Below are 19,369 nucleotides of genomic sequence, written 5' to 3'. Positions count from 1 at the left end.
ATGAAACGAACTATCCACGCTACGTTGGCCGCTCTCATGCTTCTGAGCATGATCGTTGGTGCCGGCGTTGCGCCTGCTGCAGCGTCATCGCACGTCAAAAAAGTCGACGTTGACAAGAAGATCAATGATAATCAGGATAACAATTCTGATACAACGACCAACAATCCCGTGATTGTTGTTGATAATGAGAACAACAACACGAACGGCAACAACCTCGTGAACAACAACACGAACGCCAACTCGAACGCTGCTGATGCGAACGCGAGCTCTAGCAGCACCGGACTTGGCATTGACATTGGCCTTCTGGAAGCGGTCTAAAATTTAGTTGGTTACCAACAATGAAACAAATTATCCGCGTTACGTTGGCCGCACTCATGATCCTGAGTGTAGTTGCGGCGGGCGCTGGGTCTGTTGCAGCGAAGCAGTGTGATCGTGATCACGATCACGACAAGAAGCACAAGAAAATCAAGAAGGTTGATGTTGATAAAAAGGTGAACAAAAATTCGGACGACAACTCCGACACCACGACGAACAACCCTGTGATTGTTGTTGACAACGCGAACAACAACACGAACGACAACAACCTCGAGAACAACAACACCAACGCCAACGAGAACGCTGCGAATGCGGACGCGAACGCTAGCTCCACTGGTCTCGGTGTTGATGTTGCACTATAACTCCTAAACAAAGACACAATTACAACAATGAAACGAATCATCCATATTACGTTGGCCGCACTCATGCTTCTGAGCGTGATTGGGGCTGGCGCTGGGCCTGCTGTAGCGACGAGTATCAAAAAAGTCGACGTTGACAAAAAGATCAACGATAATCAGGATAATAACGCTGATAACACGACGAACAATCCCGTGATTATCGTTGACAACGCGAACAACAACACGAACAACAACAACCTCGAGAACAACAACACGAACGCCAACTCGAACGCTGCTGATGCAAATGCGAGCTCCAGCGGCACCGGGCTTGAGCTTGGTCTCGACCTTGGTCGCGTCTTCGCGTGAATATAATGTCCATGAAAAGAACAATCTCGATTACGTTGGCCGCACTCATGCTTCTGAGCGTGATTGGGGCAGGCGTTGGGTCTGTTGCAGCGTCGCCGAGCGTCAAGAAAGTCGACGTTGACAAAAAGCTGAACAAAAATTCAGACAACAACGCCGACAACACGACCAACGAGCCGACGATAATCATCGTCAACGAGAACAACAACACGAACAACAACAACCTCGAGAACGACAACACTAACAGTAACTCGAATCTCGCTAACGCTGACGCCAGCGCCAGCAGTGACGGAATCAGTGTTGATGTCGGACTCTTGGATGACGGCGGCATAATACCGATCCTATAATCGCCGTTGAGTGAGTCGGTCGTTTTTTATTGACCTAAACACGGTTGCTGAGTCGCTACAGACAGCAAACTGAGCCAACCCAATCGACCGGTCTATTGTTTGAGGTGACTCGCTACTGCGGTGTCATAAGTCACTGACACAATAAATTTTATTATTTTGATATAATTCGGTCGAATCGCAGCCTTCGGCGTCGTATTTCGATACGCTTTTACTGATTGGAGCTGACTCATCGGATGAACTGTCCATCGATCGAACACCACGAGACGGCATAAGATATTTGATACAAAAGGGCAGTTCGTTACTCTCTGTTTGCCTTCCGCAGGACAGGCACGCTTGACCAACCCCTCTGTCCTGTACTCTCTTGACTGATATCCGAGTACTCCATAGTGTGTTTCTACCTCGTACGTGTTGGTGAATGTGAATAACGCAATGTTTTAGTGAGTAACAGATGTACGCCGAAATCATGGCAGAGGGAAAACACGGTCGACGAGCATTTCTGAGTGCTGCAGCGGCGGCAGGCGCGGGCATCACACAGTTCAGCGCTGCGCGGGCATCAGAGACGACTAACGCGTGTACCCGAACGGACGACAGTGGATCGAATGCTGGATGGGGAGAGGTCGATTCATTGGCTGGCACCGATTCCGAGACGACCACGACGGAGGCGCCTGCTTCTGAGTCTACGTCGCTCGACGTTTCCATCGCGGAGTTGGATGTTTCACTCGATACCTCTGTTATTGACAGTGGCGTTGAAGGACCAACGGCATTCGTCGTTGGCGGTGTCCACGGTGATGAGGAGGCTGGCTACCGTGCCGCCGATCAGATCCTCGATTGGACGCCGGATGCTGGTCGTCTCGTCGTGCTTCCAAGAGCAAATCCCACAGCAATCGCCCAAAACACCAGAACCACCGACGCTGGCGATCTAAATCGGCACTTTCTCGTCGACGATGGTCCAACAACGCCGCTCGCACAGGCACTGTGGGATATCGTCGAACAGGTTGAGCCAGACGCTGTCCTGTCGCTTCACGAATCGCAGGGGATCTACGGAAGCGAGCCATCGGGTGTCGGTCAAGCGATCTTTCACTCACACGGTGCCAGAGATGCGGCCCAAATGGGAATCAATCGGGCGAACCGAACGATCAGAAAGCGTCGCATCATGTTCGAGCGAGGCTTGATCACATCTCCAAGCATCGCACCGAGTGGACTGTTCACGGAGAAAACAGCGTACGAAGCCGATATTCCCTCGTTTATCATCGAGACGTACGAAGAACTTCCTCTCGATGCCCGCATCCGGTGGCAGAAGATGATCACCAAAGGTGTGCTGGATTATCTCGATTTATACAACTAATGTGAATGACGTTCGGGACCTCGTGATCTGTACCGGGGCTGGACGCATCGGCCTACGGTGTGCGAACTGAGAGCGGAAGACTCCGAAGCCCGTACATCGTGCTGTTCATAATCGGTTCGAAATCATCGGTTGCAAGACGCACATCGGAAACTCGATCGAGGAAGACAGAAAGCACGATGTTTGCCTCGATGCGAGCAAGCGGCGCGCCGAGACAGAAGTGAATCCCTGATCCGAATGCCAGATGAGGATTCGGTGCGCGAGAAGGATCGAACGTCGCGGGTTTTTCAAACGCTCGTGGATCTCTGTGAGCCGATCCGATCCATGCAGCGACACGGTCACCTGCCTGAATTGTCACACCATCCAGATCGACAGCCTCCGTCGCCACTCGTCTGATCCTGTGGACGGGTGGCCGGTAGCGGAGTACTTCCTCAATCGCAGTCTCGTGGTCGATGACGCCATCACGGATCTCCGATACAATGTCGTGCTCGGCGAACAGCCACACCGCATTCGTAAGAAGCGTGATCGTCGTTTGACTGCCAGCGAGGAGGAGGAGGGCGCAGAACTGGTATATTTCTTCTTCGGTCATCTTGTAACCATCCGGTTCTGCGTGGATGACTTCTGAGAGGATGTCATCTGTCGGATTCTCTGTTCGCTCACGGATGAGTTCAGTAATATACGATTTTAGTTCGCGTTGGCTGTATTCACTTCCTGGCCCTACTTTAACGAACAGCTCTTGGTTCTCCGGTGGTACGCCGAGAATTTCCGCGATGACCCTCGATGGAATTGGAGACGCAAACTCTCTGACGAAGTCGAATTCGCTTTCACCGTCTTCGAGGACACGATCGAGCTGTTCGTTGGTGAGCTGCTCGAACTCTTCGTTGAATTCTCGGAGTGCTCCCGGACGAAAATACTCGTCTACGATTCCTCGAAGCCGCTCGTGCTCTGGTGGATCTCGCCTGATCATCGTCTCGCCGAGATCGATCACACGCTCTTCGTCCGGTCCAGCGATTGGCGTCGCATCGAACTCGGACGAGAACGTTTCAAAATCGGTCGCAACCCGTTTTACAGCATCGTACCCGAAAACGTCCCAGCAATCACGTTCCGAGTCGTATCGAACGGGAGCCTCTTCTCGCATCTGTCTGTACCACGGATACGGATTCAACTGTCCTTGCGGGGTGCTGATTGGGTCTGGTACGTGCTTTATATGCGTCTCATCTGTCTCTTCCATAACTAACTATTCAGTCAGTGTCGGTAAAAATATTTCTTTGGAATATATTTTTCATATAGATAATCTAATTAGATCTGATGAACCATCGTTCAGTTCGGTGTAATATGATTGTCGCGGGATGCTCAATCGGTCGCCGGTCGTTCTGTTGCATCGGATGGACTGCTCTCGGCGGTTTCTGGCATGGTGTTTTGGTAGTTGCTCGCCACCGCTGCTGGCATCGCTTTCGTCCAACGATAGCAAGCATACGCAGCGAGCGCGCTCAAAACGCCTCCGACGATCACTCCTCTCTGAATGGTGTTCATTCCCAAGGGTGACAGAAACCCGAGCGTCCACCAGTTCCCGCCCGCGCTCAGCGCAGAAACGAGGGTCGCCCCTCCTGTCTCGACGGACTGTATTTCACCTGACCGTCGTCCCATCTCTGTGATGTACGGGGCGAGAACTGTGGTTGCGGCGGTAATGATCGTCGTGATGATCGCACCGCTGATCACCGTTCGAACGAGGTTCCCACGACTGATTGCTGCTGCCCACATGCAAAACATCGGTAACACCACGAGGTCTGCCAGTGGCATCACGACAACCCCCGGAATGAACGCCAATCCCAACGCGTACGGAATCAGTACCAGTCCAGCGACGACCGCCGTGGTATCAGCGAACGCGATTGGACCGGCGTCGATGCCAATGACAACTGTCTCGCCGCCGAAACGGTCGCTGTTGTTCACTCGCGTCGATGTCTGTTCGACAATCGGTTCGAGTCCTTCGACGAGAAGGGCAACCATTCGTGGGAGGAGTGATAGCAGGCCAGCGACGTAGACCGCTGTTCGGAAGCTCGCAAGGAGTGACTGTCGGGCAAGGACGCTGATGAACAGGCCAACGAGGAATCCAAGGACGACCGGATCGCCGAGCGCGTCGAGACGGCGTTCGAGAGCGTCGGGGCTGACTTCCCAATCACCAATGATCGGCACTCGACGGAGGCATCGCTCGATAGCGAACGCGAACGGTGCCTGTAAGACGCTCTGTGCGTGCGGAAAACTCGTGCCAGGAACGTCGAAGTAGACTTGGCTGAGTTCAGCCGTCCAGTCAGCGAGTCGAAGAACGACTGCTTCAGTGATAATCGCTGCACCGAGTGCGAGCACCCAACTCCCGGTTAGCACGTACACGATTGCTGCATTGAACGCCCACTGCCAGTAGTTCCAAATATCGGCATCGAGCGTGCGTGTCCACCCGACTGCGAGCAACAAGAGATTGACACCGAAGCCAAGTGGAATCACGAGAACCGTCACCCCGAGTGCCCACGTGAAGCCCGCAACGGCAGGCCAGCCGACGTCGATACCGATAAGATGTAATCCCCAGACGGTTGCCAGCGCGCGCACGGTCTCGCCAACGTGTCCAAGGACGTACTCAAGCAGAGCGAAAATACCGACAAAGCTGACACCAACGAGAAGCGCCGATCGGAGCGTTTTGGTTATATCCAGACGAACGGAGAGCCCGAGCCCGAATACGATGATCGGCATGAGCAGCGCTGGTCCCATTGCCGAAATGAGAATCTGGAGCTGTTCGAAAATCTGTACGACATTCTCTATCTGTAGTACTAACCAAAGCGTATGAAACATAATCGAGAACGCTCCGCGTAGACATCCACGCGAGAAAACGTATTTCACCGTTCTGCAACGCACTGTATAGTCGTTACGGACTCAAATTACAGGTTCAATTCTCACGCCGTATCCTTCGCGTCAGGTGGTGAGCCGAGCAGCCTCACGTGAATTTAACAGAGAAGTCTTTCTTCTGGCAATCCCATCTGTTCACTGGCTAGTTCGTTGAATGCGAAAGCCACAAGCTACTGGGCGGAAACGGGCCTCCAATGGGATTTTTTGAGTCAGTTCGACGGCCTGAGTACACCGGTGCGAACCGTTGTTGGCCTTGTACGGTCGCGAACGCTGGCATCGTTGTGGGTGTTGGGATCCTCGCTGCGATAGTGACACCACTACTTTCGATTTTCGTTGTCGCTGTGGGCGTAACGATACTCGCTCTCCGTGGCTACGTCATTCCGTACACGCCTCGCGTTGCGCCGCGCCTCCTTGCTCTCCTTGGCCTCGAAGCGTCGTTTTTCTCACACACAGAACGTACCGTGGGTGGAATTGGCGGAGACAGCGTGGATGGTGACACTGTTATCGCGGCGCTCGGTGAGGCTGGTGTCCTCACCGGTGGCGAGGAACTCGCCCTCTCTCCGGACTTCGCACACGATTGGCACAACGCGATCGACGACGTTGACCGCGAGTCGCTTGCCGATGCCGTTGCTGACGCCGCTGTGACTCCTGTTCAGGCCCGAAGATTCGATAACGACGGTCGCACGTGGATTATTGTTACCGACGAGGACGGGAGTGTTGCGTCCGAGAGATGGCTCTCTCGTCCCATTGCTATCGCGGACGTCGCCGCCGTCCGCACGCTCAAAGAGACGGGCGTCGACACTCGAATTGCTGTGGCTGCTGCTGCCTCGCTCCGTCTCTTTCTCGATGAATGCCCGGACTGTGGAGGCCGTGTTGTCGAGACCACTGGAGATGGCTGTTGTGGCGGATTCGGCCCCAGTGGTCCCGACCACGTCCTCGCTTGTGAGGACTGTGACCAGCGTCTCGCCACGCTGGACTGACATTCACTTCGTTGTGTTTGATGATTCTATTATTTACGACTAGCACATCCCTCGCTATCCTCTGTCCGCTGCACCAGTGCACTACGTTCGAAGGATACCCGTTCGGCCACCAGAGGAAACGTCATCTGAGCGCGTAGTGTGTACAACTCATGGACAAGGTGAACCTCACAGACGCGTTCGAGTCCATCACCGAACACTGGTCGCCTCAGATCGCAGCGGAACTGAACGGACAGGCTGTCAAACTCGCCACAGTCGAGGGTGAATTCGTGTGGCATCATCACGACGATGCCGACGAGCTGTTTCTCGTCATTGAGGGCGAGCTTCGGGTCGAATTTCGTGATCGTGATGATGTATCACTCGAATCGGGTGAGCTTCTCGTTGTTCCTCGTGGCGTCGAACATCGGCCTGTCGCCGATCGAGAGGCGCATATCGTATTGTTCGAGCCATCTGAGACGCTCAACACGGGCAACGTCGAAAATGAACGAACGCAGACAGAACTCGATCATATCGAGTAACGATCGAAAGATAACTCATCCAATCGTTCACTCCGTTCGGCCACCGACAGCGACCCAGACCGCCATCGCACCGAGTACGAGCGCAGGAACGAGCGGTAGAACGAGATACGCGTCCCGAAAGGTGAGACCCAACGATGCGATGACCGGTCGAGCGTGTGGCAGATAGAGGATCGTCGCGGGGATAACGAGGAAGGCAAAGAAGAGAGCGACGACGAGGAGCCATCCCCCTCGTCCAAACTCCTGGTTTTCTGGACCTGTGCCCGAGTCGAGATAGGCTTTCGTCGTTCGAGGCGTTTCTGCTTCATCGGTTTCGGAAGCAGCGTGCTCACGGAACGCCTCAGGATCGTGAATGTACGTGGAGTCGTCGTTATTCGTCATACTCGCTATCGGGGACGATGACGACCTTACCGAATCCCTCTCGGTCTTCGAGCATCTCGTGAGCGCGGGTGATCTCGCTCATTGGAAGCGTCGCTCGAATGTGGGGATCGAACGTCCCATCCCAGACGAGTTCGAGTATGTCGTCGGTCTCCCCTGGCGTCGCCATCGTGGAGCCGATGATCTGTAGTTGGTTCCAGAAGACGCGGTTGATGTTCGTCTCAGCCGTTGGGCCGGTCGTCGCTCCACACGTGACGAGTCGGCCGCCCTTCGCAAGGGATTTCATCGAATCATTCCACGTCGCCGGTCCGACGTGATCGACGACAACATCGACGCCTCGTCCGTCGGTCAGGTCACGGATTTCGTTTTTGAACGACGCTTCCTCGTAGTTGATGCAATGGTCTGCACCACATTCGCGTGCGTGTTCGAGCTTTTCCTCGCTGCTTGCGGTCGCATACACCTCTGCACCAACGTAATCCGCAATCTGGACCGCTGCATGGCCGACACCACCACTCGAGCCGAGGACAAGAACGCGTTCTCCAGCGGTGAGTTCGGCTCGGGAAACCAACATCCGCCACGCGGTCTGGAAGACGAGTGACACCGACCCGGCGGTGTACCAATCAACATTGTCTGGAACGGGGACGAGATTTTCCTCGGGAACAGCCGCGAGTTCCGCGTGGACGCCGCGGACGTGCTCACCGATGAGATGGTAGTTCTCGCACATCGATTCCTGTCCGTGTCGGCAGAACTCACAGGCGCCGCAGTAGCGCCCTGCCGCGACGGCCGCGTGATCGCCTTCTTCGAAGCGAGTCACGTTCGAACCAACCTCGCGGATGACGCCAGCAGCATCGCTGCCTGGAATATGGGGCATCTCCAAATCGACGCCCGGCAATCCACGGCGGGTATGCACGTCAAGGTGGTTCAGTGCGGCTGCCTTTACATCGATGAGTACCTCGTTGGGCGAAATCTCAGGATCTGAGAACTCATCGTAGGAGAGTACGCTCCGATCACCGTGCTCCGTGAACTGCACAGCCTTCATACACGTCGAAGGATGGCTACGAGCAAAATACTGTTGATCGCAGGAATTCTCGTTCATATCCACTTGAATTGAGGTCTCTAAACGTTCGGACGTGCGGCCATCGGCGCTCCACAGCCAACGACTTTCACGGAGACGATCGAACGACACGTATGGACGACTCACACGACCATCATGATCATCACGCTCACGACGACCACCATGACCACGACCATGGCCACCATGACCACGACGTTAGCAGTCCCGGTATGGCAGTACTGACAATTTCATCTTCACGGACGGTTGACGACGATCCCGCTGGCGACACGATTGAAGCGATCCTTCGAGCAGCCGATCATCGTATTGTCGTGCGGGATCTCGTTACTGACGAGCACAGCGCGATCGAGTCGCTCATCGATGAGTACACTGACGATCCACGAATTGGCGCCATCATCACAACGGGTGGCACTGGTGTTACGCCAGACGATGTGACCATTGAGGCTGTCTCGTCGTTGTTCTCGAAGGAGCTTCCTGGTTTCGGGGAACTGTTCCGGACCCTCTCGTACGAAGAAATCGGATCCCGGGTTGTCGGAACGCGCGCCACCGCAGGCCTCGTTGACGACGTTCCCGTGTTCTGCCTTCCAGGAAGCGAGAACGCCGTACGGCTTGGAACCGAGGATATCATTGTGCACGAACTTCCGCATCTCGTCGGATTGGCACAGCGCCAGCCAGAGCACTGAGCTGTTCCCGAACAGTACTGACAGAACTGTTTTACCTCATAAGCTCTGTTTCACCGTTTTCAGACGCCAGTACGCCCCGTTTCACTGTTCGAGATCGTAGTGTCCGTCGTGCACCTCAGCGAACGGATAGATCTCGTTGCCTCCACGATCAGAGAGAGTGTTGCGGACGTAGTTGCCGCTGACTGCCACGAGATCGCTGCTACTGCCGACGCGTCGTGCACGGCCTCTGCTATCCATATCCCTACACTTAAGTACGTATCGGCAGTTGTCACGTTGGATATGTCATCACAGACCACAAACTCACGATCAGGTGGGAACGTATTCGAGCGGGCGGGCCACCGTCTAGCAGATGTCGTCGAACAGTGGATGCCGAGTCCGTTCCTGTTCGCGATTATTCTGAGCTACGTGGTGTTCTTCGCGGGCATTGTCGTTGAAGGAGCTGGCGTCGGTGATATGGTTTCGTACTGGTTCGACGGCTTCTGGGCGTTTCTGGAATTCGCCATGCAAATGGTACTCATTCTGATGACAGGCTTTGTCATTGCCTACCATCCGCGAGTGAACGATGGAATTAAGCGGTTGACACAGGTCCCCTCAACCGGTCGTCAGGCGGTTGTTATGGTCGGTGTCTTCTCGATGGCAATCGCGTGGATCCACTGGGGCTTCAGTCTCATTCTCGGTGCGATCTTCGCCCGCGAGATGGGTGAAACTGCCGTGGAGAACGATATTGACGTTCACTATCCGCTGTTGTGTGTTGCCGGCTATATGGGGCTTGGACTGACGTGGCATTGGGGTCTCTCGGGATCGGCACCGCTGTTACTCGCCACAGAGGGTAACGAATTCATCGAACTCGGTGTCATCGACTCGATCGTCAGCACAACGCAGACCATCTTCAACCCGTACGCGCTCATTCTAACGAGTCTCTCGATCGTTTACGCTGCTGTCATGCTGTTTTTCCTCTCACCAGCACCCCAGCGATCACGCTCGATTCGGGACTATCTCTCTGCAGAGGAACTTGATGAGGAAGATGATACCTCCGATGAAGACGTCGATTCAGACGCCCAGACACCAGCTGAGCGCATCGACAACAGCCGCATTCTTGGTGGCGTCATCGGGCTCACGGGCGTCATCTACGTGGCGTATCTGTTCGCAACGCAAGGGTTGGATGCTCTCAACCTGAACGTTGTCAATTTCGGCTTCCTATTCATCGGATTAGCAATCTACACACAGCCAGCAGTCTACCGAGCACGGTTCGGCGAGGCGGCTACAGCCGCCGCAGGAATCATCTTGCTGTTCCCGTTTTTCGCGGGCATTCAGGGAATGATGAACGCCTCTGGACTTTCGACGAGGCTGGCAGAGACCTTACTGTCCGTATCAACCCCGGAGACGTTCCCCGTCATCGCGTGGGTGACTGGCTCCATCGTCAACCTGTTCGTTCCTTCTGGCGGCGGCGAGTGGATCGTCCTCGGGCCATCTGTCATCCAAGCCGCCCAAGAACTCGGCATCCCAGTAGGTCAAGCAACCATCGCGTACGCTGTTGGTGATGCACACACCAATCTGCTCAACCCGTTCTGGGCGATTCCCCTGCTGGCAATCACTGGCCTCAAAGCCCGCGAAATGTTCGGCTACGCTGTCGCAATGTTGCTCTTGCTCATTCCCTTCCTGACGATCGTCCTGCTCGTCCTTCCGTACTGAAACTTGATTTTATTTTTGACATGTTTACAGAGGGGCAAGAAGGGTATCATTTGTGCGTGGCTGTCTTCGATCTTGTATGGACAAACAAGCACTCCGCGAGCGCATTTGGGATAAACTCGATGAGTCCGGTACGGCCCGGTTTCCGTTTCCTCCTCACGGAAGAATCCCCAACTTCGACGGTGCGGCGGACGCCGCAGAGCGACTAGCGCAGAACACAGCGTGGCAGGAAGCGAGTACGATCAAATCGAATCCAGATTCGCCACAGCGACCCGTGCGAAAGCGCGCGTTAGCAGCAGGCAAAACCGTTTACATGGCTGTTCCCCGACTTCGAGACGAGGCGTGCTTCCTCCGGCTTGACCCAGATTCAATCGATGATTACGATCACGCGACGACGATCAACGGCTCCTTCGAGGTTGGCGAGCAGGTCACTCCCGAAGCGATGGAGACGATCGATCTCATTGTGAGCGGGAGTGTCGCAATCACCGAGAGCGGCGGACGGATCGGAAAAGGGGAAGGCTACAGTGATCTAGAGTTCGCTATTCTCCGTGAGTGCGGGCTGGTTGATGATGAAACCACGACCGCGACCACAGTCCACGAGATCCAGCTCATCGATGATGAGGTCCCTGAAGCACCACACGACGTCCCGATCGATCTGGTCGTTACGCCACAGCAAACTGTTCGAGACGAGAGGCGTGAAAAGCCGTCCGGTCTCCGATGGACGAATCTGTCCGAGGAGCGGATCGACGAGATTCCGATTCTCCAGCATCTGATGGACGAACAGTGAGCACTCCGTGAGAAGTGGAGGCAAACGATAGTCGTTCTATGGCATCGGACAGAGGCTTGCGGTCAGGACAGCAACCGAGTCTGTGTCATTGCGTGCCCCATGAGCAACCCCACGTTCGTGGAGGATGACACCGGGTGCGTGGACGGTTTCTTCGGTGTCGTCTTGTATCACTGTCACTGTGCCTTCGAGGACGTGAAAGACGTTCGTCGAAGCGCTGTGTTCGTGCGCCGAGAGCTCCGCGCCCGGACCGAGTGCGAAGACTTTGACGAGTGCGTCGTCCGTGACAGCCAGTTCGTCTGATTCGATCTCTCCAGATGCGGGCTTTGGCGGGTCATACCGATTGAGTACCATACGGAACTGTCCGAGAGCAGGTGTATATATGTGGCTCCTGGCGTTTGACGCTGCAGTCGATCGAATAGCGTCCCTTAATAAAACATATCTGATAATTCTGGAGGACACAGTTGTCACGATGGGCGCTGTGAGTCGTGTTCGAGGTAATCGGTCAGTGTCCGGAGGTTGTCGGCCGTTTCACCGAACGCTGTCACGTCATTGTCACTGACGGTGTTATCGAACTTCAGTGACCGGTACTGATCTGGTCCCATTGGCACTCCGGGGATCACGCTAGCGATCGTTAGGCCGATCCGAGCGAACAGCATCGGAATTGGAAGGACAACGACACGTTTCCCATCTGTGCGGTAGACGAATCGTGTAATCTCAGTGAGTGTCAAAGTCTCTGGACCACCGAGTTCGAGTGTCTTTCCAACGTACGTCCCATCTTCGGTCACAGCAGCGAGCATCGGAACGAGATCACCAACCCAGATCGGCTGAAATCGTGTCCCACCGCCGCCAGGCAATCCCGTGATGTAGGGGGTCGTCAACGCCTTCGTAAACGAGACAAACTCTCCTCCTTCGCCGAACACGACCGACGGACGAACAATGACCTGATCGATCGGCGACTCGGTGACAACGGCTTCGGCTTGTCCCTTCGCCCGGATATACGCCGTTGCCCCGTCGGGATCGGCCCCGAGAGCGCTCATTTGGACAATTTTCTCGACACCGTTCGCTTTGGCTGCTTCCACGATATTCCGAGTTCCGTCGAGATGAACTGCTTTGTGAGTAACGTTCCCTGATGGCTCGAATAGCGGAGAGAGCGCCACGAGATTGATGACTGCTTCCATTCCCTCGAATGCATCCGAAATTGATTCGGCGTTTCTCACGTCTCCCGATACCGATCTAACGCCGTCGGGAACAGGCGAAGGCGAGCGCGAGAGAACTGTCACACTATGGCCACGATCAATCAATTCGTGTGTAAGCGGTCGTCCGATGAAGCCAGTGCCACCGACAACAATAACATTCATGACTGTTGCTATTCCCGTCATCTACGTTACGTTATCTCCGCGCGTGACCGACTGCCGGTGGCGTATGCGACAGGTGTTGTCGTAGATTTCCTCCTGCCCCCGAGTAATTCTCTCCGTGATCGACACGGGTTCTCCGGGTACTAAGACATGGACTGAGTGACTTACGAGAGTCTTTACAACCGACTGTCTGTATTCAGTATTGTCGCTGATTAGTGAGTCCGACAGTTATTCCAAGGGAGAGACGAGTGGACGTTATGACACATATCGTGTTTTCTCAGATCAATTGTTGGGTGTATCACAATGCTTTTAATCTCATGAACTATAATGTTGAATACTGTGGGCACTATCAACGAGTAGCATAGTTCATGCGGAGTCATTGTTCCTTATTCAAATTTTGTGCCCACAGATTCCAATAGTTTTTGTGAATAAAATGGTTGAAACTATTTTTCACTACATACGGGTTTAGTAAACAAAATAAATGATTAAGCGGTACGCATCCTAATAGCGATTGGAGACCACATCTCACACAAAATATCAGACATTTGCTTGAACGCATCGGTTAAAGGCCGTGTGCCTGAACACACGGCAAGTGGTCTCCGACGCATTCCAAGAAGACCATGATTTATTTTGACACAATCATTGATAAGTCTGGTGATACTCTTTGGATCTAGCATTTAGACAACCGTAGCTGACTTCATTACTCTGTGTTCACGGCTATCGCTACGAATACACTGATTCTTAACTGATGTTATCCACTCAATTGACTATTCAAAATGGAACACCGGAGTCACAGCGCATATCTCAGGCGATACAATAACGAATCGATTGAATATTCACCGTTATAATCAATTCTACATATTGGTCACGTGAACGGGGGTTTTCGAGTCGGTGTGACGGGTGTTGCGTTGTTTTGATAGCGTTCGAATAGCTCCACTGCCCAAGCGAACAACGCGTTTTTAGACGAGTCGATGCAGGATCGCATCTGTCCGTGTTCGTCGTAGGCACCAACGAGCACGCGTTGTTCACCGAGGGTGAGACCAATCGGAATCGGTTCCGGGTGGCGATAGAGGTCGAGAACTCCGAGTCCCACGATTAAATCGAATTCCATCGGATTCAATTCTCGCGCCTGTTCGACCATCGTTGTCGATAACACGAGTTCTGTGTGGGTCCCACGCTTTGCGAGCGTCGCGTGGGCGTCGTGAAACAGTCGGCTCAGCACGGGCGATAGCATCCGAATCGTTTCCGTTTCGAGGGACCGAACACTCTTGACATAGTGGTGCACCGGAGCCTGTGGATTCTCGGGTCGAGCGGTGACAAGCGTCGCACTCTCTAACAGTCGTGGATCTGGCGCGAGTTCGTGGTCGGGAAGACAGTTGAAGAAGTCATCGAACGCTTCGATACGCGAGAGAGAATCGAGATAGGTTGTGTGCTCTTCTGCGATGAGCGTGCCTGTCGTGGTGAGCTGATAGATGCCGTCGCATTTTTCGACCCAGCCGCGTGTCGTAAGCCGAGAGAGATTACGCTGTACGCTTCGGTGTGACATCGAGAGTGCTGCTGCGACGGTGCTCGGTTGGCCGGGGTTCTCGTGAAGATGGGCGAGAAGCACGGCCCTGTCGGGAGAATCGGCCAGAAATTGCGCAGGTTCGCGCGATGGCATAGCGTCTCTACTTCGACGAGCGATAAAACCCTCGCGTCGACTAATTACTGCGGTGCTCCGATCCCGCGCTAAGTGAGTGCTGCTTCGATCACTTCGAGCGGATGGTTAATTTCGTATCCCGTTCCGTGTTTCATCTGCATCGCACAGGTCGGACACTCGGTCATTCCCGTGGTCCCCTCTGCGTCTTTCATCTCTTCGAACATCTCCTCGCCGATCTCCATCGAGTAGTCGTATTTCTCTGATTTCCAGCCGTACGTTCCCGAGATGCCAGAACAGGAGTCGCCCACGTCCTCGATATCGACGCCATCGAGTGTTCGGAACAGTTCGAGTGCCTGTCGGTGAAGACCTTGATTTCTGGCGTGACAGGGTGCGTGGTAGGCGAGCGCTGGATGGTCGATCTCACTATCGCTGTCGTGGAGCTCTCCTTCGAGGTCCTCGTGGAGGCGGAGGTATTCGACCGCCTCGTAGGTGTGTGCAGCGACCTCCCCAGTGCCTTCGAAATCGAACAGCTCGGGATACTCCTGTCTCAGTGCCATCGAGCAGGAGGTACACGAACAGATGATGTCGTACCCATCTTCGACCAACGCAGACAGCGTTTCGACATTAAACTTCGCGGCCCGTCGGGCATCCGCGAGCATTCCGTTTGCGAACATCGGCGTTCCGGAACAGCGTTGCTCGGGAACGGCGATTTCATAGCCAAACGACTCGAACACACGGACTAACGCCTTTGCTACTTCGGGCGTATTGAAATTCGAATAATCGCCGTGGAAGTACGCAATCCGCTTTTGCTCGCTTGTGACCTGTGAACCGCCACGGTCGTTCCACCACTTGCGGAACGTCTGGTGTGCGAATTCGGGAAATTCACGTTCGCTCGTGATGCCGAGCAAGCGCTCATTGAACCACTTCGTCACGCGGTTACCCATGATGGCGTTCGTTAAACGGGGGACCCGACTCCCGATGCGCGCGAGTGTTCCGTAATTGGCGAGGATACGGTTCCGGATGTATTCTCTGGAGAACTTATCCATCCCTTCGACGTACTCTCCGCGAGCAGTGTTGTGCATCTGACTCAGCGGAACGCTCGATGGACAGGCGTCGTCACAGCGCATGCAGTTCGAACAGGACATAATCGATTCATCGATATCCGTGTCCTCCTTTCGTTTCAGCCGCCACTGTTCTGGTCCCTGAAACTTCGGACCGGGGAACTCGTCGTCTACTTCGGCAACTGGGCACGATGTATCACAAGACGTGCATTTATAACAGTTGTCAGCTCCCGGACGGAGATCGGCATTCAGTCCGTCGAACGCTTCCGCAGATTCGACGGGAGTCGGTCCTGTCGGTGACGAATCTGATTGATCGAACTCGTGTTCGTATTCGTGTTCGTGGGTGTCCTCTGTGTCACTCATGTCAAATCGCTTCTCCTGCGTTTCGTCCTGCGATCAGTCCGGTTGCAAGCGAGACGCCGCTCCCAGACTTTTCGGAAGCAATGTCCGCTCCACCGACGACGCTTCCCGCCGCTCGCACGTTCTCAAACTCGATCTCACCGTTGGCGTCGGTCGGTTGTAGTCCCTCACTCGGAACGATGCCGAACCGGGCGAACGAATGGTCACCGAACGCTTCGTTGGAGAACCAGTCGTATCGATCCTCGGAATGAGGAATGTAGCAATCGAAGATTGGTTCTGTCACACCATCTCGATCCGTGTCGATTCCTTTCCCGACGAGACCACCGGTCGCAAGCACGAACTGCTCTGCGTGGTATGGGTGTGTCTGACCGTTTCGATCGACGAGCACTGCTGTGACACGCTCATCGTTGCCATCGGTCTCGTGTCCGACGACTGGAACACCGCTACTGATGTGGACGCCGGCTTCATCCAGTGTCTCGAAGAGCCGCTCGGCCAACTCAAGTCCGAGGAGGCTCGGCGGACCACCGGGGATTTCGAACACAGGCTTCCCGAGGCGGGTCCCGAGTTCGCTACGCACTGTGTCTTTACTCAAGAGCGCCGGGAACCCGACGCGTTCGGCACCGTCGAGATGCGATTCGACCGCATCAGCGAGCGCTCGTGTGTTGCTGTCGCGTTCGAGCGCCGTCGCAAAGCGCGTGATTCTCGCATCGTCACGGAGATCTTCCGGAAACTGAACCGTCACTCCCTGTGTCTCGAACGGAACACCGGCCGCAGCGAGGTGTTCGGCGGCGAGCGGCGCATCGAAGTCCGACAGTGCTTCGAATCCGACGAGAAGCATATCACGCTCGTCACTCGCAAGACCGGCGGCCACCGATTGCGGATAGCGCGCCGTTGGCTTGACCGTTCCACCTTGTGTCGGAACAAGCGCGTTCGTATCCGTGTGTCCTCCTGCATACATTTCGCCGACAATCTCGTCGAAGATGGTCAATCCTTCGCGGACGGCGGTCTCGCCGACAACGCTGTACGGGTGCTCGTTTGGCAGTTCATCGAGTGCGTCGAACGGGTTCACGATCGGTCCCGTTCCGTCTGGCAGGTATCCGAGCACATCGATGAGTCCGCTCGCGTGCCGGAGCGTGCTCTCTTTGTGCGAGATGAGACGAACCGAAGCGCCCGTTCGTGCCGCCATGAGGGCAGCTACTCCTCCCGAAAGCCCGCCACCGATGACGACCACGTCCTCGCTAATTGGCATGCTCACCCTCCTCGTCTCCGCTCGACGAGCTCCCTTCGGTGCTGTTGTGGTCTTTGATTGTGGCACCGGTGTCGAACGCTTGGAAATCAACCGTCCCATCGTGCGCGGGATCACTATCACGGTTCATCGTCGTCGCGTGAAGCAGATGATTCAACATCGCTTGTGAGAGCTGCTCACCCCAAAGCGCGTGTCGCTGTCCCTTCCAGCGTTCCTGATAGAGTTCGTCGAGTGCTGCGCGAGCGGTTGATTCGTCGTAGTCGGGGTACAGCTCGCTCGCCATCCGGTGACAGCAAATTCCTCCTTGACAGTTGCCCATCGAGGCACGGGTCCGGATGCGAACGGCGTTAAGGTCAGATCCCGACTGGCCGATCGCGTCTTGTATTTCTGCGCGGGTAACCGCCTCGCATTCGCAGATGACTGGGTTTGGGCGATCAGTCTTCAACACCTCGTCGGCCCTGCTTCCGAGGCGCTGGACGCTCCGCCGACCAATTGGTGATCGAAGTCCGAACTCTTCCATATACTCTCTCAGCACGTCGAAATCATCACTCCCGGGGAGAGATTCCTGTGCGGTTCGACATCGTGTATTAATCCCGAACTGTTCGCAGACGTGATCAGAGATTTTCTCGGCCATCATCCGATAGGTCGTGAACTTTCCGCCGACAATGCTCGTCATTCCCCGTAGATCGTCACGCTCCTCGTGATCGAGCAGGAAAAAGTCCCGCGTGATATCTGTCGGATCGGTCGTTCCCGTCCCTGGCGGTTCATACAACGGACGCACGCCCCAAAACGACCGGATTGTACGAGCACTCTTGAGAATGGGAACCAGCTCCGAGAGCTCGTCGATCATCAGATCAACCTCCCACTGCTCTTCTGGGTACTCCTCGGGATCCGCAACTTCCTCGTCGGTCGTGCCGAGAATCGCTGTCGTTTCGTGGGGAACGATGATGTCTGCATCCCCTTTCGGTCGACAGCGGTTGATGACGGTGTCTACCTGTCGGACGTTCATAATGACCATTACGCCCTTGGACGGACGGACTTCGATATCGACACCAGCCAACTCACCGATTTGTCCAGCCCACGCTCCAGTGGCGTTCACGACGTAATCGGCTCGAATTTTCTCTGTTGTTCCAGACGACTGATGCACTCGCTTTCCCGGTCCTGATTCGTGTCGCACCTCACATCCGACGACGTCGCTCCCCTCTACGAGCACGTCCGTGACTTCAGCGTGTGTCTCGATGCGTGCTCCGTGTTGTTCGGCACTGGCTGCGTTTGCAACACAGAGCCGAAATGGGTCGATAGCACCATCTGGCACCTCGATTGCTCGTTGGATATCTGATGCGAGATACGGTTCCTGTTTGCGTGCCTCTGTGGATGAGAGCACTTTGGCAGGAATGTCACACTCTCGACACCCTTTCAGCTTCTCGTGGAAGTACTCGTCGGGATCTTCGGGACGCTGGACGAATAGTCCACCCGTCATTTCGACGCAGTGGCTCGCGATATCGGATAGAACACGAGCTTCCTCGATGCATTCTCTCGCACTCGCCTGATCGGAAACCGCGTACCGACCGCCGCTGTGGAGCAATCCGTGCATCCGTCCGGTCGTCCCGTGTGTTAGGTTTCCCTTTTCGACGAGAGTGACATCAAGTCCCCGCATTGCGAGATCTCGAGCGATCCCACATCCAGTTGAGCCACCCCCAATCACGAGTACCTCCGGAGAATCTGCCATCAAATAATACATGTAACGCTCGCTACTTTACTTTATCCCTATTATGCTGCCACCAGTAAACATCATGAAAGATGTCTCACTTCAGTACGGATATCTTCGCGTGTGAGCGCTTGGACAGTGGATTATCGTGAATCTGGAGTCACAGACAGAGGACGGTGCATTCATGCAATTCTGCGTCTATCAGCACTCTATCTACAGCTAACGTATCTCGCTTATGTGATCTAGTGTTTCAGAAACTAACTGTTGCTGCTCCGATTCGTATTCTTCACTTATGGCTC

At 54.8% G+C, this 19,369-nt stretch carries 21 protein-coding genes; 10 read left to right on the top strand and 11 right to left on the bottom strand.

Going from position 1 to position 19,369, the window contains the following annotated elements; all coding sequences use genetic code 11:
* The 5 genes from MW898_RS09705 (at window position 1) to MW898_RS09685 (ending at window position 2,708) form a co-directional block, all read left to right on the top strand.
* Window positions 1-318: a hypothetical protein gene (locus MW898_RS09705; RefSeq protein WP_248906717.1), complete on the top strand. Its 318-nt coding sequence runs from the start codon at window positions 1-3 to the stop codon at window positions 316-318.
* A 20-nt stretch (window positions 319-338) separates the two neighbouring features.
* The gene (locus MW898_RS09700) at window positions 339-677 is read left to right on the top strand and encodes a hypothetical protein (protein ID WP_248906715.1); all 339 of its coding nucleotides are present in this window, start codon (window positions 339-341) and stop codon (window positions 675-677) included.
* Window positions 678-704: 27 nt separating this feature from the next.
* The gene (locus MW898_RS09695; protein WP_248906713.1) at window positions 705-1,019 is read left to right on the top strand and encodes a hypothetical protein; all 315 of its coding nucleotides are present in this window, start codon (window positions 705-707) and stop codon (window positions 1,017-1,019) included.
* 11 nt (window positions 1,020-1,030) lie between these two features.
* On the top strand, window positions 1,031-1,363 hold the full coding sequence (locus MW898_RS09690; RefSeq protein WP_248906711.1) for a hypothetical protein: 333 nt from the start codon (window positions 1,031-1,033) through the stop codon (window positions 1,361-1,363).
* 463 nt (window positions 1,364-1,826) lie between these two features.
* Window positions 1,827-2,708: a M99 family carboxypeptidase catalytic domain-containing protein gene (locus MW898_RS09685; protein ID WP_248906709.1), complete on the top strand. Its 882-nt coding sequence runs from the start codon at window positions 1,827-1,829 to the stop codon at window positions 2,706-2,708.
* A 52-nt stretch (window positions 2,709-2,760) separates the two neighbouring features.
* Here the strand turns inward: MW898_RS09685 and MW898_RS09680 are convergent, their stop codons facing one another.
* Window positions 2,761-3,936, bottom strand: coding sequence for a cytochrome P450 (locus tag MW898_RS09680; protein ID WP_248906707.1), 1,176 nt, complete (start codon window positions 3,934-3,936; stop codon window positions 2,761-2,763).
* Between the two features lie 122 nt (window positions 3,937-4,058).
* Complete coding sequence (locus MW898_RS09675; RefSeq protein ID WP_248906705.1) at window positions 4,059-5,546, bottom strand: PTS transporter subunit IIC; 1,488 nt, start codon at window positions 5,544-5,546, stop codon at window positions 4,059-4,061.
* Between the two features lie 248 nt (window positions 5,547-5,794).
* Between MW898_RS09675 and MW898_RS09670 the strand changes: the two genes are divergently transcribed.
* Together MW898_RS09670 and MW898_RS09665 are read left to right on the top strand one after the other, a co-directional pair.
* Window positions 5,795-6,580 (top strand): DUF8054 domain-containing protein, encoded by a 786-nt coding sequence (locus MW898_RS09670; RefSeq protein ID WP_248906703.1) that lies wholly within the window; start codon window positions 5,795-5,797, stop codon window positions 6,578-6,580.
* Window positions 6,581-6,729: 149 nt separating this feature from the next.
* Window positions 6,730-7,095 carry a cupin domain-containing protein gene (locus MW898_RS09665; RefSeq protein WP_248906700.1) on the top strand — a complete coding sequence of 122 codons (366 nt, stop codon included), beginning with the start codon at window positions 6,730-6,732 and terminating at the stop codon, window positions 7,093-7,095.
* A gap of 27 nt (window positions 7,096-7,122) precedes the next feature.
* Here the strand turns inward: MW898_RS09665 and MW898_RS09660 are convergent, their stop codons facing one another.
* A complete protein-coding gene (locus MW898_RS09660) occupies window positions 7,123-7,473 on the bottom strand; it encodes a DUF7977 family protein (protein WP_248906699.1) in 351 nt (116 codons plus the stop codon).
* Window positions 7,463-8,509: a zinc-binding dehydrogenase gene (locus tag MW898_RS09655; RefSeq protein ID WP_248906697.1), complete on the bottom strand. Its 1,047-nt coding sequence runs from the start codon at window positions 8,507-8,509 to the stop codon at window positions 7,463-7,465. Before MW898_RS09655 ends, MW898_RS09660 begins: the two co-directional genes overlap by 11 nt.
* 149 nt (window positions 8,510-8,658) lie before the next feature.
* Between MW898_RS09655 and MW898_RS09650 the strand changes: the two genes are divergently transcribed.
* The gene (locus tag MW898_RS09650; protein WP_248906694.1) at window positions 8,659-9,225 is read left to right on the top strand and encodes a MogA/MoaB family molybdenum cofactor biosynthesis protein; all 567 of its coding nucleotides are present in this window, start codon (window positions 8,659-8,661) and stop codon (window positions 9,223-9,225) included.
* Between the two features lie 81 nt (window positions 9,226-9,306).
* On the opposite strand, the gene MW898_RS09645 is transcribed toward MW898_RS09650, so the two are convergent.
* Window positions 9,307-9,462: a hypothetical protein gene (locus MW898_RS09645; protein WP_248906693.1), complete on the bottom strand. Its 156-nt coding sequence runs from the start codon at window positions 9,460-9,462 to the stop codon at window positions 9,307-9,309.
* A 129-nt stretch (window positions 9,463-9,591) separates the two neighbouring features.
* Between MW898_RS09645 and MW898_RS09640 the strand changes: the two genes are divergently transcribed.
* Window positions 9,592-10,917, top strand: a complete 1,326-nt coding sequence (locus MW898_RS09640) for a short-chain fatty acid transporter (RefSeq protein ID WP_373689883.1) — start codon at window positions 9,592-9,594, stop codon at window positions 10,915-10,917.
* Window positions 10,918-10,993: 76 nt separating this feature from the next.
* A complete protein-coding gene (locus tag MW898_RS09635) occupies window positions 10,994-11,701 on the top strand; it encodes a 5-formyltetrahydrofolate cyclo-ligase (protein WP_248906690.1) in 708 nt (235 codons plus the stop codon).
* A gap of 36 nt (window positions 11,702-11,737) precedes the next feature.
* Here MW898_RS09635 and MW898_RS09630 read toward each other — a convergent pair whose 3' ends face one another.
* From MW898_RS09630 to glpA, 6 genes are all read right to left on the bottom strand, one after another.
* Window positions 11,738-12,052, bottom strand: a complete 315-nt coding sequence (locus MW898_RS09630; RefSeq protein WP_248906688.1) for a cupin domain-containing protein — start codon at window positions 12,050-12,052, stop codon at window positions 11,738-11,740.
* A 113-nt stretch (window positions 12,053-12,165) separates the two neighbouring features.
* Window positions 12,166-13,059: a complex I NDUFA9 subunit family protein gene (locus MW898_RS09625; protein WP_248909742.1), complete on the bottom strand. Its 894-nt coding sequence runs from the start codon at window positions 13,057-13,059 to the stop codon at window positions 12,166-12,168.
* A gap of 862 nt (window positions 13,060-13,921) precedes the next feature.
* Window positions 13,922-14,716: a helix-turn-helix transcriptional regulator gene (locus MW898_RS09620; protein ID WP_248906686.1), complete on the bottom strand. Its 795-nt coding sequence runs from the start codon at window positions 14,714-14,716 to the stop codon at window positions 13,922-13,924.
* A 68-nt stretch (window positions 14,717-14,784) separates the two neighbouring features.
* Window positions 14,785-16,119, bottom strand: a complete 1,335-nt coding sequence (locus tag MW898_RS09615) for an anaerobic glycerol-3-phosphate dehydrogenase subunit C (protein ID WP_248906684.1) — start codon at window positions 16,117-16,119, stop codon at window positions 14,785-14,787.
* A 1-nt stretch (window position 16,120) separates the two neighbouring features.
* Window positions 16,121-17,365 (bottom strand): glycerol-3-phosphate dehydrogenase subunit GlpB, encoded by a 1,245-nt coding sequence (glpB, locus tag MW898_RS09610; RefSeq protein ID WP_248906682.1) that lies wholly within the window; start codon window positions 17,363-17,365, stop codon window positions 16,121-16,123.
* Entirely contained in the window at window positions 17,355-19,091 is a 1,737-nt protein-coding gene (glpA, locus tag MW898_RS09605) for an anaerobic glycerol-3-phosphate dehydrogenase subunit GlpA (RefSeq protein WP_248906680.1), read from the bottom strand. The genes glpB and glpA overlap by 11 nt, the downstream gene beginning before the upstream one ends.
* Window positions 19,092-19,369 lie beyond the last annotated feature (278 nt).

This window comes from Halocatena marina (genome assembly GCF_023276375.1).
In the GTDB taxonomy this organism is placed as follows: Archaea; Halobacteriota; Halobacteria; order Halobacteriales; family Haloarculaceae; genus Halocatena; species Halocatena marina.
This window is presented reverse-complemented; position numbering and strand designations above follow the sequence as displayed.